Raw genomic sequence first — 19189 nt, 5'->3', positions numbered from 1 at the left:
GACATGGCCACGCAGATCGAAGCGGCACGGCAACTGATCCGCCACGCGGCGGCCAACGCGCGCTGGCGCGAAACTGCGCCACGGCTTGCTGCAGGGCCGCGCGCGAGCCGTCCAGGTGCTGGCGCAGCAGCGGTGTGCTGGCCGCGAACGCTTCCGTGTAGTCGCTGCCGATGCCGCCCATGGTGGCGTCCATGCGGCCTTCCAGGATCAGGAACTGGGTCTGCAGGCGCTGGCGCTGCGCGCCTTCGGCCGTCGCCAGCTGCAGCGCCAGGCCGCGCGTGCTGTTGATCACTTCCAGCAGTTCGGGAAAGCGCAGGATCACCAGCGACATGGTGTAGTAGCTGTCCAGGTCCGGGTCGAGGATCAGGTTGGACTGGTTGCCCACGCGCGTGAGCAGTTCGCGTCCCGCCACAAAGGCGGGCGAGGGCGCCATGCCGCCGTGTGCGGCGGGCGTGCCGCCGGCCTGGCGCAGCAGGGCGGCAAATTCCCCGCTCAATTCCGCGCTGCGCATGCCCGTGCCGAACTGGCGCTCGGCCTGTTCGATGGCGGCGGCCGACCTGGCTGACCTGGCCGCATCGGCGTGTTCGCGCGTCAGGGGCAGCAGCGCGTCGCGGATCGCGGCGATGTAGTCGTTGCCCGCCATCTCCTTGCGCGAGAAATCGATGGCGATGTATTTTTCGTTGATGAGGATGCCGGAAATGAAGATCACGGCAGAAAGATCGAGCAGATAGATCAGCGCCAGTTTGCGCCCTACCGTCAATTTTCCGATCATGCGCGAGATTCTGCCCACCATGCGTGCACCACCTTCTCGTCAGCCAAGTTTGTGTTTTCTTATGAGCAATTTCCATGCCCGAATTTACAAGCTTGCAAGGTGGATATCGGCAGTGCTTGCACCATGCGGGTGCGCGATTGGTCCCGGCGCACGCCAATAAAAAGGGCGGCCCGCAGGCCGCCCTTGTGCGCAATGCTACGACGCTCAGGCTTCGGCGACGCGCTTGGCGATGTGCGCCAGCGCTTCTTCCACCTGGTCGATCAGGATCAGGCACAGGTCGCCGTCGTTCAGGCGCGCCAGGGCCTTGTCGATGGCGACGAATTCGCCGTTGATCTCATCGATATGGCTGGTGCGCTTGGCGCCGTCCAGGCCCTGGCGCAGCAGCGCCACGACTTCGCCGTCCGCGCGGCCGCGCTGGCACTGGTCCTGGTACAGCAGCACGTCGTCGAACGCGGCGCCGAGGATTTCCGTCTGTTGGCGGATGTCTTCGTCGCGGCGGTCGCCGGCGCCGCTGATGACCACCGAACGGCGCTTGGCCGGCATGCTTTCCACGGCCTGCACCAGCGCCAGGATGGCGTCCGGATTGTGGCCGTAGTCGGCGATCAGCGTGGCGCCTTTGTAATCGAAGACGTTGAAGCGGCCCGGCGCATTGTCGGCTTCATTGGCAAAGGTTTTCAGGCCCAGCGCGATGGTTTTCCAGTCCAGGCCCACGGCCCAGGCGGCGGCCAGCGAAGCCATGACGTTGTCGACCTGGAAGCCGATGGTGCCGTTGCGCGTGATCGGCACCTGCGACAGGGCGATTTCGTGGCGTTCCGCGCCCTGCGCCGCGACCAGCTTGCCGTCTTCCACGTACACGACGCGGTTGCCCTGGGCGCGGTGCGTGGCCATCACGGGATGCGTCTTGTCGGCAGCGAAGAAGGTCACCGTGCCGCTGCAATTCTTGGCCATGCGCGCGACGGCGGGGTCGGTGGCGTTCAGCACGGCCACGCCGCTGTCGGCCACGTTCTGCACGATCACGCGTTTCAGTACCGCCAGGTCTTCCACGGTGGTGATGTAGTTCAGGCCCAGGTGGTCGCCCGCGCCGATGTTGGTCACCACGGCGACCTGGCAGCGGTCGAAGGCCAGGCCTTCGCGCAGCATGCCGCCGCGCGCCGTCTCGAACACGGCCGCGTCGACGTCGGGGTGCAGCAGCACGTTGCGCGCGCTGCGCGGGCCGCTGCAGTCGCCGCTGTCGATCTGGCGACCTTCGATGTACACGCCATCCGTATTCGTCATGCCCGTGCGCAGGCCGGAAGCCGTCAGCAGGTGGGCGATCAGGCGCACGGTGGTGGTCTTGCCGTTCGTGCCCGTGACGGCGACGACGGGAATGCGGCCATCGTCGCCTTCGGCGAACATGGCGGCGATGATGGCTTCGCCCACGGGACGGGGCTTGCCGAACGACGGCGCCAGGTGCATGCGCAGGCCCGGCGCGGCGTTCACTTCCACGATGCCGGCGTTCTGTTCTTCCAGCGGTTTCAGGATGCTGTCGGACACCACGTCCACGCCGCAGATGTCCAGGCCCACCATGTGCGCGGCAGCGACGGCGCGCGCCGCCACTTCCGGGTGCACGTCGACGGTGACGTCGGTGGCCGAGCCGCCCGTCGACAGGTTGGCGTTATTGCGCAAGATCACGCGCTGGCCCACGGGCGGCACGGATTCGGCCACGTAGCCCTGCTTGGCCAGGCTGGCCAGGGCGATGTCGTCGAAGCGGATCTTCGTCAGCGAGGTGGCGTGGCCGCTGCCGCGGCGCGGGTCCAGGTTGACCTGGTCGACCAGTTCGCGCACCGTGTGCTGGCCGTCGCCCACCACTTGCGGCGGGTCGCGGCGGGCCGCTGCCACCATCTTGTTGCCGATGACGAGCAGGCGGAAATCGTGGCCAGGCAGGTAGCGTTCGACGAGGATATCGTCGCGGAATTCCTGCGCCGCGATGAAGCCGGCCGTCAGCTGTTCGCGCGTGGTGACATTGACGGTGACGCCCTTGCCCTGGTTGCCGTCCTTCGGCTTGACGACGACGGGCAGGCCGATCTCGCAGGCGGCGGCCCAGGCGTCGTCCACATCGATGGCGACGCGGCCTTGCGGCACGGGCACGCCGGCCGAATCGAGCAGTTTCTTCGTCAGTTCCTTGTCTTGCGCGATGGCTTCGGCAATGGCGCTGGTGCCGTCCATTTCGGCGGCCTGGATCTTGCGCTGCTTGCTGCCCCAGCCGAACGTCACCAGGCTGCCTTCGGTCAGGCGGCGGAACGGGATGTTGCGGGCCACGGCGGCGTTGACGATGGCGCCCGTCGACGGACCGAGGCGCACGTCTTCATCGAGTTCCTGCAACTGGTGCAGGGCGCCGGCCAGGTCGAACGGCGCATCGTCCAGCGCGGCGCGGCACAGCTGCTGCGCCAGTTCCAGGGCCAGGCGGCCCACGGCTTCTTCCGAGTATTCGACGACGACCTGGAAGATGCCCGTTTCCAGGGTCGGCGTGGTGCGGCTGAAGGTGACGGGGCAGCCGGCTTGCGCCTGCAGGCCCAGCGCCGCCAGTTCCAGCACCTGCGCCATCGGCGCCGCGTTGTAGTTGCCCAGCGGTTGCAGCGGGCTCAGTTGCGGGAAGAGCGCGCGCAGGCGGGCTTCGAAGCCGGGCAGTTGGGCGATGTCGAGTTCCTGCGTGGTGCAGGAAACAATGGCTTCCACGGCGGTGTCGTGGCTCCAGAGGTTAGGGCCCCGCAAGGCCCGTACGCGAGATACTTCCATAATTAAACCGTAATCCTGTTGTGTTCTTGTGGGCCCGGCCGAAGCCGGGCTTTTACGTCAAATTAAACCGTAGCGAGCGGATGGGATTTGTGGCCGAGAAGCGGAGCTGTGCGGATGCACAGTGAGCATCGGAGGCCGCAAATCGCGACGCGCAGTAGGTCTGGTTTGACGTCTCTGGTTTTCAGTTCCCGATGCAGCCAGGGGCCGCGTCGAAGGTGCGCAGGCCGGCGCAAATCAGATCGACGGGCAGGTTCAGGGCCCAGGCGGCGGCCGCCACGGCCAGCACGCTGTCGACATTGCCGGCCGTGGCCGGTTTCAGCAGGTCCAGGCACAGCAGGACCGTTTCGATGCCGCCTTCGGCCAGCACGATGTGGTTGCCGCGCACGAATACGGCGCGCTGGCCTTTCGACAGCTGTTCCGCGATGGCGGCCAGGCTGCCATCCTGCGCGTACAGCGTCACGCTGCCGTCGCACAGCTCGGCCAGTTCCAGCACGTGCGCGTTGGCGGCGTTCAGCACGGCCACGCCCGTCGGCACCACTACGTCGACCTGGCTGCGCACGGCCTTGTACAGGCCCGCTTCGTCCAGCACGTCGAAATCCTTGACGCTATCGAGGCTGCCCATGTCCGTGACGACGCCGATCTGGCATTTGTCGTAGGCCAGGCCTTCGGCCAGGATCATGCGCGGATTACTCTCGAACAGGGCCGTCTGCACGGTGCGGTTGAGCAGCAGGCGCTGGCCCGCATCCCAGTTCACGCAATCGCTGCTGACGACGCGGCGCTGGTCCAGATACATGCCTTCGCTGCAGACGGCGCCCGTGTGCAGGCCCGACAAATTGAGCAGCTTGCACAGCATGCGCACGATCAGGCTGGCGCCGCGCGTGCCCGTCACGCCGATCAGCGGAATGCGGCCCGTTTCCTCGGGCGCGAACAGGTGGTCGACGATGGCCGCGCCCACGGGACGGGGCTGGCCTACGCCCGGCTTGATGTGCGCCAGCAGGCCGGGGCTGGCATTGACTTCGATGATGGCGCCGCGCTGCTCTTCCAGCGGACGGGTAATATCCTTCGTCACCAGGTCGATGCCGGCGATATCGAGGCCAACGACCCTGGCGGCCAGCAGGGCCGCATGCACGACGGATGGATGCACGTCGTCCGTGACGTCGATGGCCACGTTGCCGTTCGGCTGGATCAGCACTTTCTGGCCCGCCTGCGGCACGGACAAGGCGGTCATGCCCTGGCGCTGCAGTTCGAGCACGATCTCGCCCGATTCATGCGGCTTGACGGTGCCCAGCGGGAAGTCTTCGCCTTCGCCGCGGCGCGGGTCCGTATTGATCTGCGTGTTGACCAGTTCCAGCACGGTGGAGACGCCGTCGCCGTCGACCCACAGCGATTCGCCCTTGGCGGCCGCGATCAGCTTGTTGCCGACCACGAGCAGGCGGTGCTCGTCGCCCGTGATGAAGCTTTCCACCAGCACGGCCGAGCTGTCGCCTTTGCGCGCGGCCAGTTCGTAGGCTGCCTTGACGTCGCTTTCCGTCATCAGGTTCAGCGATACGCCGCGGCCATGGTTGCCGTCATACGGCTTGACGACGACGGGCACGCCGATGTCCTGCGCTTCTTCCCAGGCCGCTTCGGCGCTGCGCACCAGGCTGCCCTCGGGGACGCGCACGCCGCACGACTTGAGCAGGAACTTGGTCAGGTCCTTGTCGCTGGCGATGCCTTCGGCAATCGCGCTGGTGCGGTCCGTTTCGGCCGTCCAGATGCGGCGCTGCGCGGCGCCGTGGCCCAGTTGCACCAGGTTGCCGTCGTTTAGGCGCAGCGACGGGATGCGGCGCTCGGTGGCGGCATCGACGATGCTGGCCGTGCTCGGGCCCAGGCAGCGCGAATCGACCATGTCGCGCAGGGGCGCCAGGGCCGCTTCCAGGTCGTAGGCTTCATCGTTGATGGCGGCCATCAGCAGTTCGCGCGCGGCGGCCAGGGCGGCGCGGCCGACCTGTTCTTCCCGCGTGCGGAAGGCCATCTTGTAGACGCCGCGCTGGCTGGTCGAGCGCGTCTGGCCGAAGCCCGTGCGCATGCCTGCCAGGTTTTGCAGTTCCAGCACCACGTGCTCGAGGATGTGGGCCGACCACGTGCCTTCGCGCAGGCGCTCGAAAAAGCCGCCCCGTTCGCCTACGCCGCAGCGGTGCTCGATCATGCCGGGCAGCCACGCCACCAGGCGCTCATACAGGCCGGGCAGGGTGTTCGATGGGTAATCTTCCAGTTCGCCGATGTCGACCCAGGCTTCAATCACCGGGCGGTAAGTCCAGATGTTGGGGCCGCGCAAGTGGGTGACGCGGGCAAATTCGATGTTCTTCTTCTTGATCATGTAAGTGGTTTCTTGATAACAAGCCAGGCGTCTGGGCGCCAGATACTTTATGTTGGCTCTACAGAGTCTTTTCAGGCTCGTGCTTGGTTCTTTATCCCGGGTATGCGCAGTGTGCCACTTTTAGCGGTCTCTTGTCGCGTTTGCTTCTCGTATTCTGCTGGTGTTGTCATTCTAATTGTTACTAATTGTTGCCTTACTTGTTATAAAGATACCGACTCTGCTTAAAGCTGGAGCATTTGTGCAACAGCGAGCTGTTGTATACTTGCCCATGTACCGGCGCCCCGTTGCAAAAGCGCCGCGCCTGCCTGGCACTTGCTGCAACGGACGCTTATTTTTTGCGCCGTTTGGCCATCATTCCTTACCGGCAGGCATCCATTCGATACAATACAGGAAATTGCCACTGGTGCATCTACCTCGCATCGCGCAGTCCACAAACATTGATCGGGCGTCTGCCCCATCCCCCAAATCCCGCCCTGAAGGGCTTGGCCTCGAGCCGGAGTATGCTTTACGATGACAACTGAACTGAGTGTTCCTGCAACAACTATTCCCCTCACCTCGCTGCCGGAACACTGGCTGGCGGAGGTGGAGAGCAACCTTTCTCCAGGGGAGAACGTTTTAAGTAGCGTTGAGGTTGACCTCGATGCGCGATTACGTTTCACAAAAGGCATAATAGTTGTCACCGAGAAGCGTTTGCTGGCCCGTTCCCCGGGCGATACGGCCTGGAAAAGCTGGTCTTTCCGCCCTGGACTGCGCCTCACGCACCACGACCACGCGGGCGTGGGCCACCTGGAACTGTTCGACGACCACGGCCGCCTGGCCTCGTGGCGTTTTACCTTGGGCCAGAACCTGCACGCGATCCGCGTGCTCGAGCAATTCGTCGAACGCCTCGACAGCCACCTGACGGGCCAGCCCGTGCTGGAAGCGGAGCAGGAAGTGTGTCCCAGCTGCAAGGCCCCGCTGGAGCCGGAGCAGGAAGAATGCCCGATCTGCGCCAAGGTGCTGCACACGCCGCCGTCGACCTGGACCCTGTTCCGCCTGTGGCGCTTCGCCCACCCCTACCGCGGCCAGCTGGCCCTGGGCTTCCTGCTGATGCTGCTGAGCACTGCCGCGCACATGATTCCCCCGTACCTGACGGCGCCGCTGATGGACAATGTGCTGATCCCGTATCAGAACGGCAAGCATATCGACCCGTGGCTGGTGGTGTACTACATGAGCGGCTTGCTGGGGTCGGCCCTGCTGGCCTGGCTGCTGGGCTGGGGCAAGACCTATGTGCTGGCCCTCGTGTCCGAACGCATGGGCGCCGACCTGCGCTCGGCCACGTATGAACACCTGATGAAACTGTCGCTGGAATTCTTTGGCGGCAAGCGCACGGGCGACCTGATGGCGCGCATCGGCAGCGGCAGCGACCGCATCTGCGTCTTCCTTTCGCTGCATTTGCTCGATTTCGCGTCCGACGTGCTGATGATTATCATGACGGGCGTCATCCTGTGGTCGATGAATCCGTGGCTGGCCATCATGACCCTGGCGCCGCTGCCCTTCATCGCCTGGATGATCCACCTGGTGCGCGACCGTTTGCGCACGGGCTTTGAAAAGATCGACCGCGTGTGGAGCGAAGTGACCAACGTGCTGGCCGATACCATCCCCGGCATCCGCGTGGTGAAGGCGTTTGCGCAGGAAAAACGCGAAGCGGCCCGCTTCCGCGACGCCAACGCGCACAACCTGGCCGTCAACGACAAGTTGAACAAGGTCTGGTCGCTGTTTTCGCCCACCGTCTCGTTCCTGACGGAGATGGGCTTGCTGGTCATCTGGTGCTTCGGCATCTGGCAGCTGTCGCGCGGCGAAATCACCGTCGGCGTGCTGACCGCCTTCATCGCCTACAGCACGCGCTTCTATGGCCGCCTCGACTCGATGAGCCGCATCGTCTCCGTGACGCAGAAATCGGCGTCCGCCGCCAAGCGCATCTTCGACATCCTCGATCACGTGTCGAGCGTGCCGGAACCGGCGCAACCGGTCAAGCTGGACAAAATCGAAGGACGCATCGACTTGCGCGAAGTCGGCTTCCGCTACGGCAACCGGGCCGTCAACCGCGGCATCACCCTGAACATCAAGGCGGGCGAGATGATCGGCCTGGTGGGACACAGCGGTTCGGGCAAGAGCACGCTGGTCAACCTGATCTGCCGTTTCTATGACGTGTCGGAAGGCGCCATTTTGCTCGACGGCGTGGACATCCGCTCGTTTGCCGTCTCCGACTACCGCCGCAACATCGGCCTGGTGCTGCAGGAGCCGTTCCTGTTCTTCGGCACCATCGCGGAAAATATCGCCTACGGCAAGCCGAACGCGACGCGCCAGGAAATCATCGCCGCCGCGCGCGCCGCGCATGCGCATGAATTCATCCTGCGCCTGCCGCAAGGCTACGACTCGATGGTGGGCGAACGGGGCCAGGGCTTGTCCGGCGGCGAACGCCAGCGCATCTCGATCGCCCGCGCGCTGCTGATCGATCCGCGCATCCTGATCATGGATGAAGCGACATCGTCGGTGGACTCGGAAACGGAAAAAGAGATCCAGAAGGCGCTGGACAACCTGGTGCAGGGCCGCACGACGATCGCCATCGCGCACCGCCTGTCGACACTGCACCGGGCCGACCGCCTGGTGGTGCTGGACCGGGGCCAGGTCGTCGAAGTGGGCAGCCACGATGAGCTGATGGCGAAAGAGGGCGCCTATTTCCGCCTCTATGAAGCACAGGCGCGCAATAACGAACTCGCCCTGGATGACAAGGAATAAGCATGGCCAGTACAACTTTTACATTACACCGCGATACCTTCGGCAAGCTGGTGATGACGGACGCGGACGGCCAGGTCTTTGAAGGCGTGGCGCCCGTGCGCGCCTTTCCCATCCAGTCGCCCGACGAAGGCATTTCGCTGGTGCTGGGCAATGGCAAGGAAGTGGCGTGGATCGACCACGTCGACGCCTTGCCGGAGCCGGCGCGCAGCCTGCTGCAGGAAGAGCTGGAAGGGCGCGAATTCATGCCCGAAATCGCGCGCGTGAAAAGCGTTTCCAGCTTCGCCACGCCATGCACGTGGTACGTCGACACGGACCGGGGCGAGACGCAGTTCGTGCTCAAGGGCGAGGAAGACATCCGCCGCATCGGCGCCGCGTCACTCTTGATCGCCGACAACCACGGCATTCACTTCCTGATCCGCGACATGTTCAATATCGACAAGACGACGCGCAAGATACTCGACCGCTTCCTGTAGGCGTCGGACATGCCCGAAAGCCGCTGCCTGCAGCGGCTTTTTTTTCGCCTGCCGGACATGAAAAAAGCCGCATAAGAATGCGGCTTTCGAGGGCAGTGCCGGCAGCCCGTTTCAGGCTGTCGGCAATTGCGTGAGATTACATGAACTTGTAGCCTGCGCCGATGTAGAAGTAGCGGCCGCGCACGTTGTACAGCTGGGCAAAGCCCAGGGTGCCGTACTGGTTGCCCGCGCCCATGATGCTAAACGGCGGCATTCTGTCGAACAGGTTCTTGATGCCGGCCGTGAAGGTCAGGTTTTTCATCGCCACGTACTGGCCCGTCAGATCCACTTCGGTGTGCGAAGGAATGGTGCGGGTGCCAGGCTTGATTTCGTCGCGGCGCAAGTCCGAGTCGATCATGTCGCCCGTCGTGCGGACGACCAGGGAGCCGGACATATTGTCTTTTTCCAGGCTGGCCGTGAACGTGTTGCGGTACTTCGGATTCATGAACGTCTTGAGCGTGCTTTGCACCGGATCGGTTTCCGTATCCTGCGTTTCCATGCGGGTGTAGATGGTGGATGCATTGCGGATCGTGAACTTGCCGAACATGGTTTGCGGCGAAGTGTAGCGCAGGTCCGTATCGAAACCGCGCACTTCGGTGGTGGCCAGGTTCTGGTTGTTCAGCAGGATGCGGGCGTCGCCATTCTTGATTTCGACATTGCCGCGCTCGATGGCCTTCAGTTCCGACAGGGTGCCGATTTCGTTCTTCTTGTCGATCTTGAAGTAATCGATGCTGACCGTCAGCGAGTTCACTGGCGAGAACACCATGCCCAGGTTGTAGGTCTTGCCCGTTTCCGGTTTCAAGTCCTTGTTGGAGCCGGAGACCTGGTAGTAGGAGAAGTTGGTGCAGTTGCCCGCGATCGAAGGGAAGGCATCGCAGACTTGCTTGTCGTTCGTCGTGTAGGCGCCCGCATCGACGCCGCCGAACATCTGTTTCAGCGATGGCGCCAGGTAGCTGCCCGCATACGAGCCGCGGAACATCAGGTTGTTCAGCGGCTGGTAGCGCAAGGCCAGTTTCGGGCTGGTCTTGCTGCCGACATTCGAGATGTCGTCATAGCGCAGGGCCACTTGCGCTTCGACGTCTTTCAGGAATGGAATCGACAGTTCGCCGAAGATGCCCTTGGAATTGCGGTCTGCCTTGACGGCAGCCTGCTGGATGCTGCCGAAGACCACGCCATCGATCTGGTTCTGGTCGGGCTGGTCGCTCAGCGTTTCCTTGTTGTACGACACGCCGACGGCGTAAGCCATCGCGCCGCCTGCCAGGTCCATGATCGGCGCGGAAGCCTTGGCATTGAAGAAGGTCAGTTCCGACTTGCCGGCGCGCGTAGGCGTCAGGCGGATCTTGTCGACGGCTGCCTGCGAGTTGTCGGTACGGGTCGGGTCGATCGAGCCATTGGCGATTGCTTCGTTGAACAGGTCGTAGTGCGCGTAGTTCGAATCGCGGTTGGTGGCCTTGCTCACGCCCTTGCCGATGGCCACATCCCAGTCGATGCCGCGCGTCGTGCCTTCCAGGCCCGTCGAGAACTGGGTCATCGTGCCCTTGCGGTTGGTCTTGCGCGGACCCATTTGCATGAAGCGGCCGGCAACAGTCTTGCCGTTGACCTGGAAGTTGCCCGGTGCGGCCTGGGACTCGAAGTCATCCTTGCTCTCGGAATACGTAAATTCCGCAAACGCGCGGATGCTGTCGCTGATCTTCAGGCTGCCGATCAGCATGCCGCTGGTGCGGTCGGCGCCGTTGGTCGAGGTCAGCAAGGTCTTGTTGACGTCGAAACGGCAGGAGCCGGCGCTCAGATCGCCCGGTGGGCATGGCACCAGGGTGCCGCCGCCGGCGATATTGCCACTAGGATGGTAGCCGCTGCGGCCATCGGGGCCGCCAAAGCGGCGGAAGTCGGCCGAACTGGTCAGGTCGCGGTCCTTGCGGTAGATGGGATCGCGCTTGAACACGTCGACCGTGGCCAGCACGTTGAAGCCCTGGGTGTCATAGTCGCCAAAACCGTACACGAGGTTGGCGGTCTTTTCCTTGGCGTCCGAGCGCGAGCTCTGGCCGTAGCTGGTTTTCGCTTCCAGGCCCTGGTAATTCTTTTTGGTGATGAAGTTCATTACGCCGGCCACCGCATCGGCGCCGTAAATGGCCGAACCGCCGTCCTTCAGGATTTCAATGCGTTCCAGCGCGCTCAGCGGGATGGCGTTGACGTCGACTGCGGCACCCGCGCCCGAACCGTCAGCCAGCGCATTGGTCGGCAGGCGGCGGCCGTTCAACAGGATCAGCACGTTGCGTTCGCTCAAGCCGCGCATCTTGATGTTGGTGGTGCCGGAGCCCGATGGGGAGCTGGCGCTCAGTTCGCCCTGGTCGTTGATGTCGATGGAGGCCAGGTTGCGCACCAGTTCCGCGACGCTGGTAGCGCCCGTGCGCTCGATGTCTTTCTTGCTATAGATTTCCACTGGCGCGGCGGTCTCGGCATCCACGCGCTTGATGGCGGAGCCGGTCACGACCACGCGTTGCAGCTTCTCCTCGCCAGCCTTGGCTTCCTGCGCCTGGGCTGCCTGGTGCATGAAACCGGCGCCCATCATCAAGGTGCCTGCGAACATCATGCGCAAGGATTTGCTTAATTTCTTTTCAATCATTGTCTGTCCTCCAACTAGGAAACTTTAGTTTCCTTAGGGTTTTATTTAGCTATTTGAAATTATTTTCAAAATTATCATGTTTACAAATTTAATAGATTAAATTTGCAATTCATCAGACCATTTTTTGATCTTTCCTGTCAAGAACTGCCGGGGATTTGTGCCTGTGCATGGCAGCGCCCAGAATGGAAGCGGATGAATTTTATTTGCGATGAGCAGGAAAGTATTAAATTCCAATTGTTAAATAAATTAAATTTGCCAATTGGAAAAAATGTCGTTGAAAGTTTGGTGTTGGCGAGGCGCCTGTCTAGACAGCTGTTGTTTTTTTGTGACGATGCGGACGTCCGATACGGTGGCGCGAACGGCGTTGCCGGGGCGGGGCTTCGGGCAAAAAAAAGCCGCCCGGCAAGGGCGGCTGGCGTGGCGCATGAGGGGTATTACTGGAACGCCACTTCGGCAAAGCTGCGCAATTTCCGGCTGTGCAATCGGTCCACGCCCTGGCGGCGCAGCAGTTCCACGGCGCGGATGCCGATGCGCAAATGCTGGTCGACCCGTTCGCGGTAAAAGTGGTTGGCCATGCCGGGCAGCTTGATTTCGCCGTGCAGGGGCTTGTCGCTCACGCACAGCAGGGTGCCGTAGGGGACGCGGAAGCGGAAGCCGTTGGCGGCGATCGTCGCGCTTTCCATGTCCAGCGCGATGGCGCGGCTCTGGCTGAAGCGGCGTTCGGGCGTGCGCTGCGGCAGCAGCTCCCAGTTGCGGTTGTCCGTGCTGGCCACGGTCCCCGTGCGCATGATGTGTTTCAGATCATGCCCCGTCAGCTGGGTGATTTCCGCCACGGCCGTCTGCAGCGCCTGCTGGATTTCCGCCAGCGGCGGGATCGGCACCCACAGCGGCAAGTCTTCGTCGAGCACATGGTCTTCGCGCACATACGCGTGCGCCAGCACGTAGTCGCCCAGGCTTTGCGTGGTGCGCAAGCCCGCGCAGTGGCCCAGCATCAGCCAGGCGTGCGGACGCAGCACGGCGATATGGTCGGTGATGGTCTTCGCGTTGGCGGGGCCCACGCCGATATTGACCATGGTGATGCCGCTGCCGTCCGCGCGCAGCAGGTGATACGCGGGCATCTGCGGCAGGCGCGGCGGCGCGGCGCCCAGCGCATCCTCGCTTTCAACCGTCTGGCCGACCCTGCGCGTGACGACGTTGCCCGGTTCGACGAAAGCCACGTAGCCGTCGTCGTCCGATGGCGCTTGCGCGTCGGGCGCACGGTCCATCATGGCGTGGCCCAGGCGGATGAATTCGTCGATATAAAACTGATAATTGGTGAACAGGACGAAGTTCTGGAAGTGCTGCGGCGAGGTGCCGCTGTAGTGGCGCAGGCGCTGCAGCGAATAATCCACGCGTGGTCCCGTAAACAGCGACAGCGGCTGCGCTTCGCCGTGCGCCGGTTCGTGCGTGCCGTTGGCGATGCCGTCGTCCATGGCCGACAGGTCGGGCAGGTCGAACAGGTCGCGCATGGCCAGGCGGCGGCCCGCATCCATATTGCCTTCGATATGGTCATGCTCGGCGAACGAGAAATGCACGGGAATGGGCTGGGCGCTCACGCCCACTTCCAGGTGCACCTTCTGGCCGCTGTTATGGTTTTTCAGCAGCAGGGTGAACTGGTCGAGATAATAGTCGCCAAACAGGTCGGGACGCGTCAGGGTGGTCTCGAACACGCCGGGGCCGGCGACAAAGCCGTAGGCCAGCGGCGAGTCGGCGCGCGCCACGGTGTCCGTCTGGATGCGCACGAAAGGATAGCAGGCGCGCACTCTTTCGTGCATGTCTTCGCCGGCGACAAAGCGCTGCAGCGCATCGCGCAAGTGTTCGATGCTGCTGCGGTAGATGGCTTGCACTTGTTCCAGCGCCAGGCGTGGATCGTCGAAGCGGGAGGAGGCGATGAAGGGGGGCGTAAGCAAGCGGATTCTCCTTGTAGCGGTTCGTGCATACCATTGTAAGGCAGCGCCGCTTCTTCTGTCGGCTCTTGTTGCGCACGCCAGGAGGCATGCCGGGGCGCTTGACGGATTCAAATAGAATCTGTATTCTATTTGAATGGTCAGACTAGCCAAATTCAACGAAAACAACTTCATCGACAGCGCGATCGCCATCGCCGCCCAGTGCGGCGTGGCCGCCGTGTCGATGGCCGCCATCGCCGTCAAGGCGGGGGCACCCATCGGCTCCGTGTATCACCGCTTCGACTCGCGCAACGCCATCCTGGCGCGCGCCTGGCTGCGCGTGAAAAGCGACTTCCGCGAGGAAGTGGCCAGCCGCTGGCTGGGCGGCGATACCTGGGCCGGCGTGCACGGCTTGCTGGACTGGTGCCGGCGCAAGCCCGTGTACGCGCGCTTCCTGCTGCAATGCGCGGACAGTCCCGATTTCAACGGTGGCCTCAGCGAGGAGCTGGCCGCTGCCGTGGAAGAAGAGCAGGCGGCGCTCGATGCCTGCTTCGTGCGCTGCGCCGAAGCCATGCCCGCCGCCACGGAGCTGGACCTCGATCACATGCTGCTCAAATTCGTGCTGATCGACGCTCCCGTGGCCGTCGTCAAGCCTTACCTGACCCAGGAGCGGCCGATACCGGCCAGCGTCGACGCCATGCTGCGCGCCTCGCACGACGCCGTGCGCGGCTGGGCTGCCCACGCCACATCACACTAACCAAAAAGAAAACCATGCGCTATTCCACCCAGCTTGAACACGGCAAGAAAATCCCCCTGCACGACGAAGAAGGTTTCATCGGCATGCGCGCGGCCGGCCGCATCGCCGCCGACACGCTCGACTACATCACGCCCTTCGTCAAACCCGGCGTCTCGACGGCCAAGCTCGACGCCCTGTGCGAAGAATTCATGCGCGCCGCCGGCGCCATCCCCGGCACCATCGATTACCACGGCTACAAGCACGCCAGCTGCATCTCCGTCAATCACGTGGTCACGCACGGCATCCCGTCCGAGACCAAGATCCTGAAGGTGGGCGACATCCTCAACATCGACGTGACGCCGAAGTTCCAGGGCTGGTTCGGCGACACCAGCCGCACCTTCAAGGTGGGCGCCGTGTCCATCCTGGCCAACCGCCTCGTCAACACGGCGTACGACGCCATGATGGCCGGCATCCACACGGTGCGTCCGGGCGCCACCCTGGGCGACGTGGGCGCCGCCATCGAGGCGGTGGCCAAGGCGCAGGGCTTTTCCTCCGTGCGCGACTTCTGCGGCCACGGCGTGGGCCAGGTCTTCCACGACACGCCGCAGGTGCTGCACTACGGCCGCGCGGGCACGGGCATCGTGCTGGAGCCGGGCATGATTTTTACGATTGAACCGATGCTCAACGTGGGCAGCTACCAGGTCAAGGTCTTGCCGGACAAATGGACGACGGTGACGAAAGACCGTTCGCTGTCGGCGCAGTTCGAACACTCGCTGGCCGTGACGGAAACGGGCTTTGAAATCTTCACCCTGACCGGCTTGCCGGACCCGCTGGTCTAGCCATGGATGCGGCGCGCCGGCAGCAGCTCACCGATATCGTCGCCGCGAAAGCGGGCGTGGATGCGGCATGCGCGGCGCGCCACCTGGCGCTGCACGCATACGAGGTGGCGGCCGCCTTGCGCAGCATCGACGTCGAGCGCTACACGCTCACGCAGCGCCTGCTGATCAAGCACGGGCGCGACCCGGAAGACGCGCTGCAGCACGTGGCGCTGGCCGTGCTGCAGCATGAAGATATCCACAGCGACAGCGTGCTGCGCCTCGAACGCATCGCAGCCCTGGCGCCGCCCGTCGCCTGCGCTGTGACCCTGGCCGAGTGGCTGGCCTACGTGGACTGGGAAGGCTTCGACAGCGCGCTGCATGCGAATGTGGAAGCGATGGCGGCGCTGCTCGCCGGCGAACTGCAGCTGGCCGATGCCGGCGCCAACCTGCTGCAGGCGCGCGACGAAGCCGTGTTCGAGGCGCAGCGCCCCGCGCTGGCGCTGGCGGCGCTGGCGTACATCGAACGCCACATTACGCAGTTTCCCTGACGGCCGGCGCTTTGCCGGCGTCAGCCCAGGTCTTACAATAGGGGCAAGCACTGTTGCCCCATTTTGAAGACTTCCGCATGAGCGATTTTCCCGACGATATCTACACCGAGCCGTCCGCCGACGTGCACACACTGAACAACCTGGGTCCCCTGACCGGCATGGCCGGCATCTGGACGGGCACGCGGGGCCTGGACGTCAAGCCGAAAGCCGACGGCCCGCGCAAGCAGGCGTTTGTCGAGCGCATCGAACTGCAGCCGATCGATCCCGTCACCAACGGCCCGCAGCTGTTCTACGGCTTGCGCTACTACATCCACATCACCAAGCCGGATCAGGTCAAAACGTATCATGAACAGGTGGGCTACTGGCTGTGGGAGCCGGCCACGGGCGCCGTGATCCAGACCCTGGCCATCCCGCGCGGCCAGATCGCCATGGCGTCCGGCACGGCGACGGCCGACGCCACCAGTTTCGAGCTGGTGGCCAAGCGTGATTCGACGGCCTACGGCATCTGCTCGAACCCTTTCCTCGAACACGCGTTCACCACCGTCGAATACCGGATCAAGGTCGATATCCACGCCGACGGCACCTGGGGCTATGACGAGGACACGGTCATGCTGATCCGCGGCAAGGACGAACCGTTCCACCACACGGACCGCAACCTGCTGACGAAGGTGGGCGAGCCGACGCCGAATCCGATGGCGCTGCAGGCGCTGGCGGCGGTGTAGACATCAAAAAGCGGCGACTTTTGCCGCCGCTCTGCTGGAGCGCCTGAAAAATGCTCAGGGCTAGGCGCGTTGCCGCAGGCAGTACGAACGTACGGCCAGGCAACGTAACAACGCCGTGGGCTTTTTCTCAGGTGCTCCTTAAGGCTGTCCCTGCGCGACGGCCTTGATCGCGCGCTCCTCGCCCATGGCGGCGGCGATCTTCCAGCGCTGCATGGCGCTGGCGCGGTCCGGGCGCTTCAAGCCCGCGCCTTCCCAGTCCATCAGTCCGAGGTTGTAGATGTCGCCCGCGCTGCCCTTGTCGGCGGCCAGGGTGAACCATTTGCGCGCTTCCTTGTGGTTGACGGGCATCTGGTAGCCGCGCACGTTGTACAGGCCCAATAAGTGCATGGCTTGCGCATTGCCCTTGTTCGCGGCCTGTTTCAGCAGGTCCAGGCCGCGCGCCATGTTGCGCGGCTCTTGCCAGCCTTCGGCCAGCATCACGCCCTTCGCCGCCAGCGCGTAGCTGTCGCCCTTCACGAGGCCCTTGTTGACCAGGGGCTTGGCGGCCACCTGGCGCGCCTGCCGCTGCTGCGCCGTGGGCGCCGTGGCGGGGCCGTTCTGGCCTTCGCCCATCAGCAGCATCCAGCCATACAGGCCATACGCGCTGGCGTCGCCCTTGCCGACCAGGCTTTCCAGCATGGCCAGCGCCTGCACCTTGTCGCCATTTTCATACAGCTTGACGGCTTTCGGCGTGCTGGCATCCGGCGGCACGGCGGCCGGCGCATGGGGCGCCACGGGCGCTGACGCCATGGCCGCCTGCGGCGGCGCGGAAACCGGGCGCACGCGCGCGGGCAAGCCATAGCTGGCGGCCAGCACGGCCAGGCTGGCGGGGGCGAGGATCAGCACTTGCGCCAGCTGGTTGCGGCGGCCCTTGCCGGCGATCTGCATGGCGCGCAGCGCCTGCCGCTCGCCGCCCAGCGCTTCGCTGAGCACGGCCTTCACCTTGCGGTTGAACAGCCAGTAGCCGGCGCCCGTGACGAGCAGGCCGGCCACGGCGGCGGCTCCGCGTCCGGCAAAAAACCAGGTGGCGATGGCGGCGGCCAGGGCGGCCAGCGCGCTCTTCCACCAGAATTGCTTGGCCAGCCGCGTGTAGACCTGGCGCAGCGCGCCCAGCACGCAGGTGCGCACATTGTTGGCATAGTCGGCGGAGACGACATCGACGTGCGCGTGGTCCGCTTCGCCGCTGAGGACGGACTCGATCACGTCCGCATTCAGTTCCGACGCGGCCACGTCGCGCAGCGGCGTGAGCAAGCCTTGCACGTGGGCCGAGAACAGGCCGTCGTCGGCGCTGCCGGCCAGCGCGTCGCTGAGCGCCTTGAGGTCGCCGCGCAGCAGTTTTTCCACGATGTCGTCCAGGGTCAGCCAGCGCAAGTCCGTGCCATACGCCACCAGGTGATGTTTTTCTGCGTTGCACGCGGCGTCCAGGCGCACGATGCGCAGCCTGGCCGCATACAGGACGTCGACTTCCTGCGGCTCGTCTTCATTGTAAATGCTCACTTTCGCCAGGGCCAGGCTGCTGGCGATGGCGGCCAGTGAGTGCACGCTCTCCTTGTCGCGGATGCGGCGCGTGTCGTCGGGCGCCTGCTTGGGCAGGCTGACGCTGTAGCCGGGCGCCACGTGCACGTCGACCCACGCCGCCTTGCCCACCTTGCCGGAACCGTCGCAGGGGTTGCAGCGCAAGTCGCCCGCACCGCTGCAGGTGCGGCACGTGACCTGGCCGCTGGCGCGGCACGTGCCGCAATTGACGTTGCCGGAACCGTGGCAGGTGGTGCAGCTGACCTTGCCGTAGCTGCAATGGTAGCAGGAGCGGTATTCGGTGCGGTACTGCGTGCGCGTTTCGCTGTGGTAGCTGGTGTGCGAGCTGCCGTTGCTGTAGGTGGTAGTGGGCACTTGCACCGTCACGTAGTCGGTGACTTGCTCGGCCACCGTGCCGCTGCCGCTGCAATACGAGCACGACACCTTGCCGCTGCCGTAGCAGCCGTAGGCGTTGCAGCTGACGGTGCGCCCGCCGTGGCAGCTCCAGCACGTCTCCGTCGTCGCGCCGTGGCAGGTATGGCAGCCGATGCGGCCCTTCCCATGGCAGGTGCCGCAGGTGTCCAGGTGCCAGTACTTGACGGCGTGCGGCAGGTAGACGCCCGCCTCGACGCCGTTGTAGGCCTGGCCCGGTTGGCGCAAGGCATTGTCGAGCTTGCCCGCCGCGCGGCGCAGCCGCTCCTTTTCCTGCGCGTGAGCGAGCGCTCCCACTTCATGGGAACCGCAGCGGCAGTCATTGCCCGCTGGCGCGAAGTAGCCGTTGATGACGCGCTGTTCGAAGCGCGCTTCCAGCGCGTAATTGGCTTGCAGCGAAAAATCCTGCAGCACGTCTTCCTCGCCCATCGGCGTGATGTCGTGCGGCTCGAAACGCGTCTTGTCCTGCACCAGGGTGCGCAGCTTGCCCAGTACGGTGGGGATCTCTTCCTTGTCCAGGCGAATGGGTGCTGGCGCCGTCACGGCCGTCTCTGCTACCGGAGGCGCATCCTCGCTGCCTGGGGTTTCACGGGCCGTTTCAGTGCTGGCATTCATGCGCATCCTTTTGCTCT

The 19189-nt window shown here is 64.3% G+C and carries 11 protein-coding genes and 1 pseudogene; 6 read left to right on the top strand and 6 right to left on the bottom strand.

What is annotated here, in order from left to right; translation table 11 throughout:
• From GCN75_RS02935 to GCN75_RS02925, 3 genes and pseudogenes are all read right to left on the bottom strand, one after another.
• A pseudogene (locus GCN75_RS02935) lies at positions 1-772 on the bottom strand (sensor domain-containing diguanylate cyclase); the annotation flags it as partial.
• A 204-nt stretch (positions 773-976) separates the two neighbouring features.
• Positions 977-3547 (bottom strand): cyanophycin synthetase, encoded by a 2571-nt coding sequence (gene cphA / locus GCN75_RS02930; protein ID WP_152281254.1) that lies wholly within the window; start codon positions 3545-3547, stop codon positions 977-979.
• 181 nt (positions 3548-3728) lie between these two features.
• Entirely contained in the window at positions 3729-5906 is a 2178-nt protein-coding gene (locus GCN75_RS02925; RefSeq protein WP_152281253.1) for a cyanophycin synthetase, read from the bottom strand.
• Between the two features lie 510 nt (positions 5907-6416).
• Here GCN75_RS02925 and GCN75_RS02920 point away from each other — a divergent pair.
• Both GCN75_RS02920 and GCN75_RS02915 read left to right on the top strand, forming a co-directional pair.
• Positions 6417-8687 carry a cyanophycin metabolism-associated ABC transporter gene (locus GCN75_RS02920; RefSeq protein ID WP_152281252.1) on the top strand — a complete coding sequence of 757 codons (2271 nt, stop codon included), beginning with the start codon at positions 6417-6419 and terminating at the stop codon, positions 8685-8687.
• A 2-nt stretch (positions 8688-8689) separates the two neighbouring features.
• Entirely contained in the window at positions 8690-9160 is a 471-nt protein-coding gene (locus tag GCN75_RS02915; RefSeq protein ID WP_077407600.1) for a cyanophycin metabolism-associated DUF1854 family protein, read from the top strand.
• 136 nt (positions 9161-9296) lie between these two features.
• Here the strand turns inward: GCN75_RS02915 and GCN75_RS02910 are convergent, their stop codons facing one another.
• Together GCN75_RS02910 and GCN75_RS02905 are read right to left on the bottom strand one after the other, a co-directional pair.
• Positions 9297-11822 carry a TonB-dependent receptor gene (locus GCN75_RS02910; RefSeq protein WP_152281251.1) on the bottom strand — a complete coding sequence of 842 codons (2526 nt, stop codon included), beginning with the start codon at positions 11820-11822 and terminating at the stop codon, positions 9297-9299.
• A gap of 434 nt (positions 11823-12256) precedes the next feature.
• The gene (locus GCN75_RS02905; protein WP_152281250.1) at positions 12257-13771 is read right to left on the bottom strand and encodes an AMP nucleosidase; all 1515 of its coding nucleotides are present in this window, start codon (positions 13769-13771) and stop codon (positions 12257-12259) included.
• A gap of 133 nt (positions 13772-13904) precedes the next feature.
• Between GCN75_RS02905 and GCN75_RS02900 the strand changes: the two genes are divergently transcribed.
• The 4 genes from GCN75_RS02900 (at position 13905) to GCN75_RS02885 (ending at position 16571) form a co-directional block, all read left to right on the top strand.
• Positions 13905-14504, top strand: coding sequence for a TetR/AcrR family transcriptional regulator (locus GCN75_RS02900; protein WP_152281249.1), 600 nt, complete (start codon positions 13905-13907; stop codon positions 14502-14504).
• Positions 14505-14518: 14 nt separating this feature from the next.
• On the top strand, positions 14519-15322 hold the full coding sequence (gene map, locus GCN75_RS02895) for a type I methionyl aminopeptidase (RefSeq protein ID WP_152281248.1): 804 nt from the start codon (positions 14519-14521) through the stop codon (positions 15320-15322).
• A 2-nt stretch (positions 15323-15324) separates the two neighbouring features.
• Positions 15325-15849 carry a hypothetical protein gene (locus tag GCN75_RS02890; protein WP_152281247.1) on the top strand — a complete coding sequence of 175 codons (525 nt, stop codon included), beginning with the start codon at positions 15325-15327 and terminating at the stop codon, positions 15847-15849.
• A 77-nt stretch (positions 15850-15926) separates the two neighbouring features.
• The gene (locus GCN75_RS02885) at positions 15927-16571 is read left to right on the top strand and encodes an FABP family protein (RefSeq protein WP_152281246.1); all 645 of its coding nucleotides are present in this window, start codon (positions 15927-15929) and stop codon (positions 16569-16571) included.
• 138 nt (positions 16572-16709) lie between these two features.
• On the opposite strand, the gene GCN75_RS02880 is transcribed toward GCN75_RS02885, so the two are convergent.
• The gene (locus GCN75_RS02880; RefSeq protein ID WP_152281245.1) at positions 16710-19172 is read right to left on the bottom strand and encodes a tetratricopeptide repeat protein; all 2463 of its coding nucleotides are present in this window, start codon (positions 19170-19172) and stop codon (positions 16710-16712) included.
• Positions 19173-19189: the final 17 nt, after the last annotated feature.

The organism is Janthinobacterium violaceinigrum (assembly GCF_009208555.1).
Lineage (GTDB): Bacteria > Pseudomonadota > Gammaproteobacteria > Burkholderiales > Burkholderiaceae_D > Janthinobacterium > Janthinobacterium violaceinigrum.
The sequence above is the reverse complement of the archived record's forward strand: the minus strand, read 5'-3'. Positions and strand labels throughout refer to the sequence as shown.

What these genes read in the sequence shown, in the direction of transcription:
- GCN75_RS02920 (WP_152281252.1), top strand. Translation starts at nt 6,417, where the DNA reads ATGACAACTGAACTGAGTGTTCCTGCAACAACTATTCCCCTCACCTCG.
- GCN75_RS02925 (WP_152281253.1), bottom strand. Translation starts at nt 5,906, where the DNA reads ATGATCAAGAAGAAGAACATCGAATTTGCCCGCGTCACCCACTTGCGC.
- GCN75_RS02885 (WP_152281246.1), top strand. Translation starts at nt 15,927, where the DNA reads ATGAGCGATTTTCCCGACGATATCTACACCGAGCCGTCCGCCGACGTG.
- GCN75_RS02915 (WP_077407600.1), top strand. Translation starts at nt 8,690, where the DNA reads ATGGCCAGTACAACTTTTACATTACACCGCGATACCTTCGGCAAGCTG.
- GCN75_RS02880 (WP_152281245.1), bottom strand. Translation starts at nt 19,172, where the DNA reads ATGAATGCCAGCACTGAAACGGCCCGTGAAACCCCAGGCAGCGAGGAT.
- map (WP_152281248.1), top strand. Translation starts at nt 14,519, where the DNA reads ATGCGCTATTCCACCCAGCTTGAACACGGCAAGAAAATCCCCCTGCAC.
- GCN75_RS02910 (WP_152281251.1), bottom strand. Translation starts at nt 11,822, where the DNA reads ATGATTGAAAAGAAATTAAGCAAATCCTTGCGCATGATGTTCGCAGGC.
- GCN75_RS02890 (WP_152281247.1), top strand. Translation starts at nt 15,325, where the DNA reads ATGGATGCGGCGCGCCGGCAGCAGCTCACCGATATCGTCGCCGCGAAA.
- cphA (WP_152281254.1), bottom strand. Translation starts at nt 3,547, where the DNA reads ATGGAAGTATCTCGCGTACGGGCCTTGCGGGGCCCTAACCTCTGGAGC.
- GCN75_RS02900 (WP_152281249.1), top strand. Translation starts at nt 13,905, where the DNA reads ATGGTCAGACTAGCCAAATTCAACGAAAACAACTTCATCGACAGCGCG.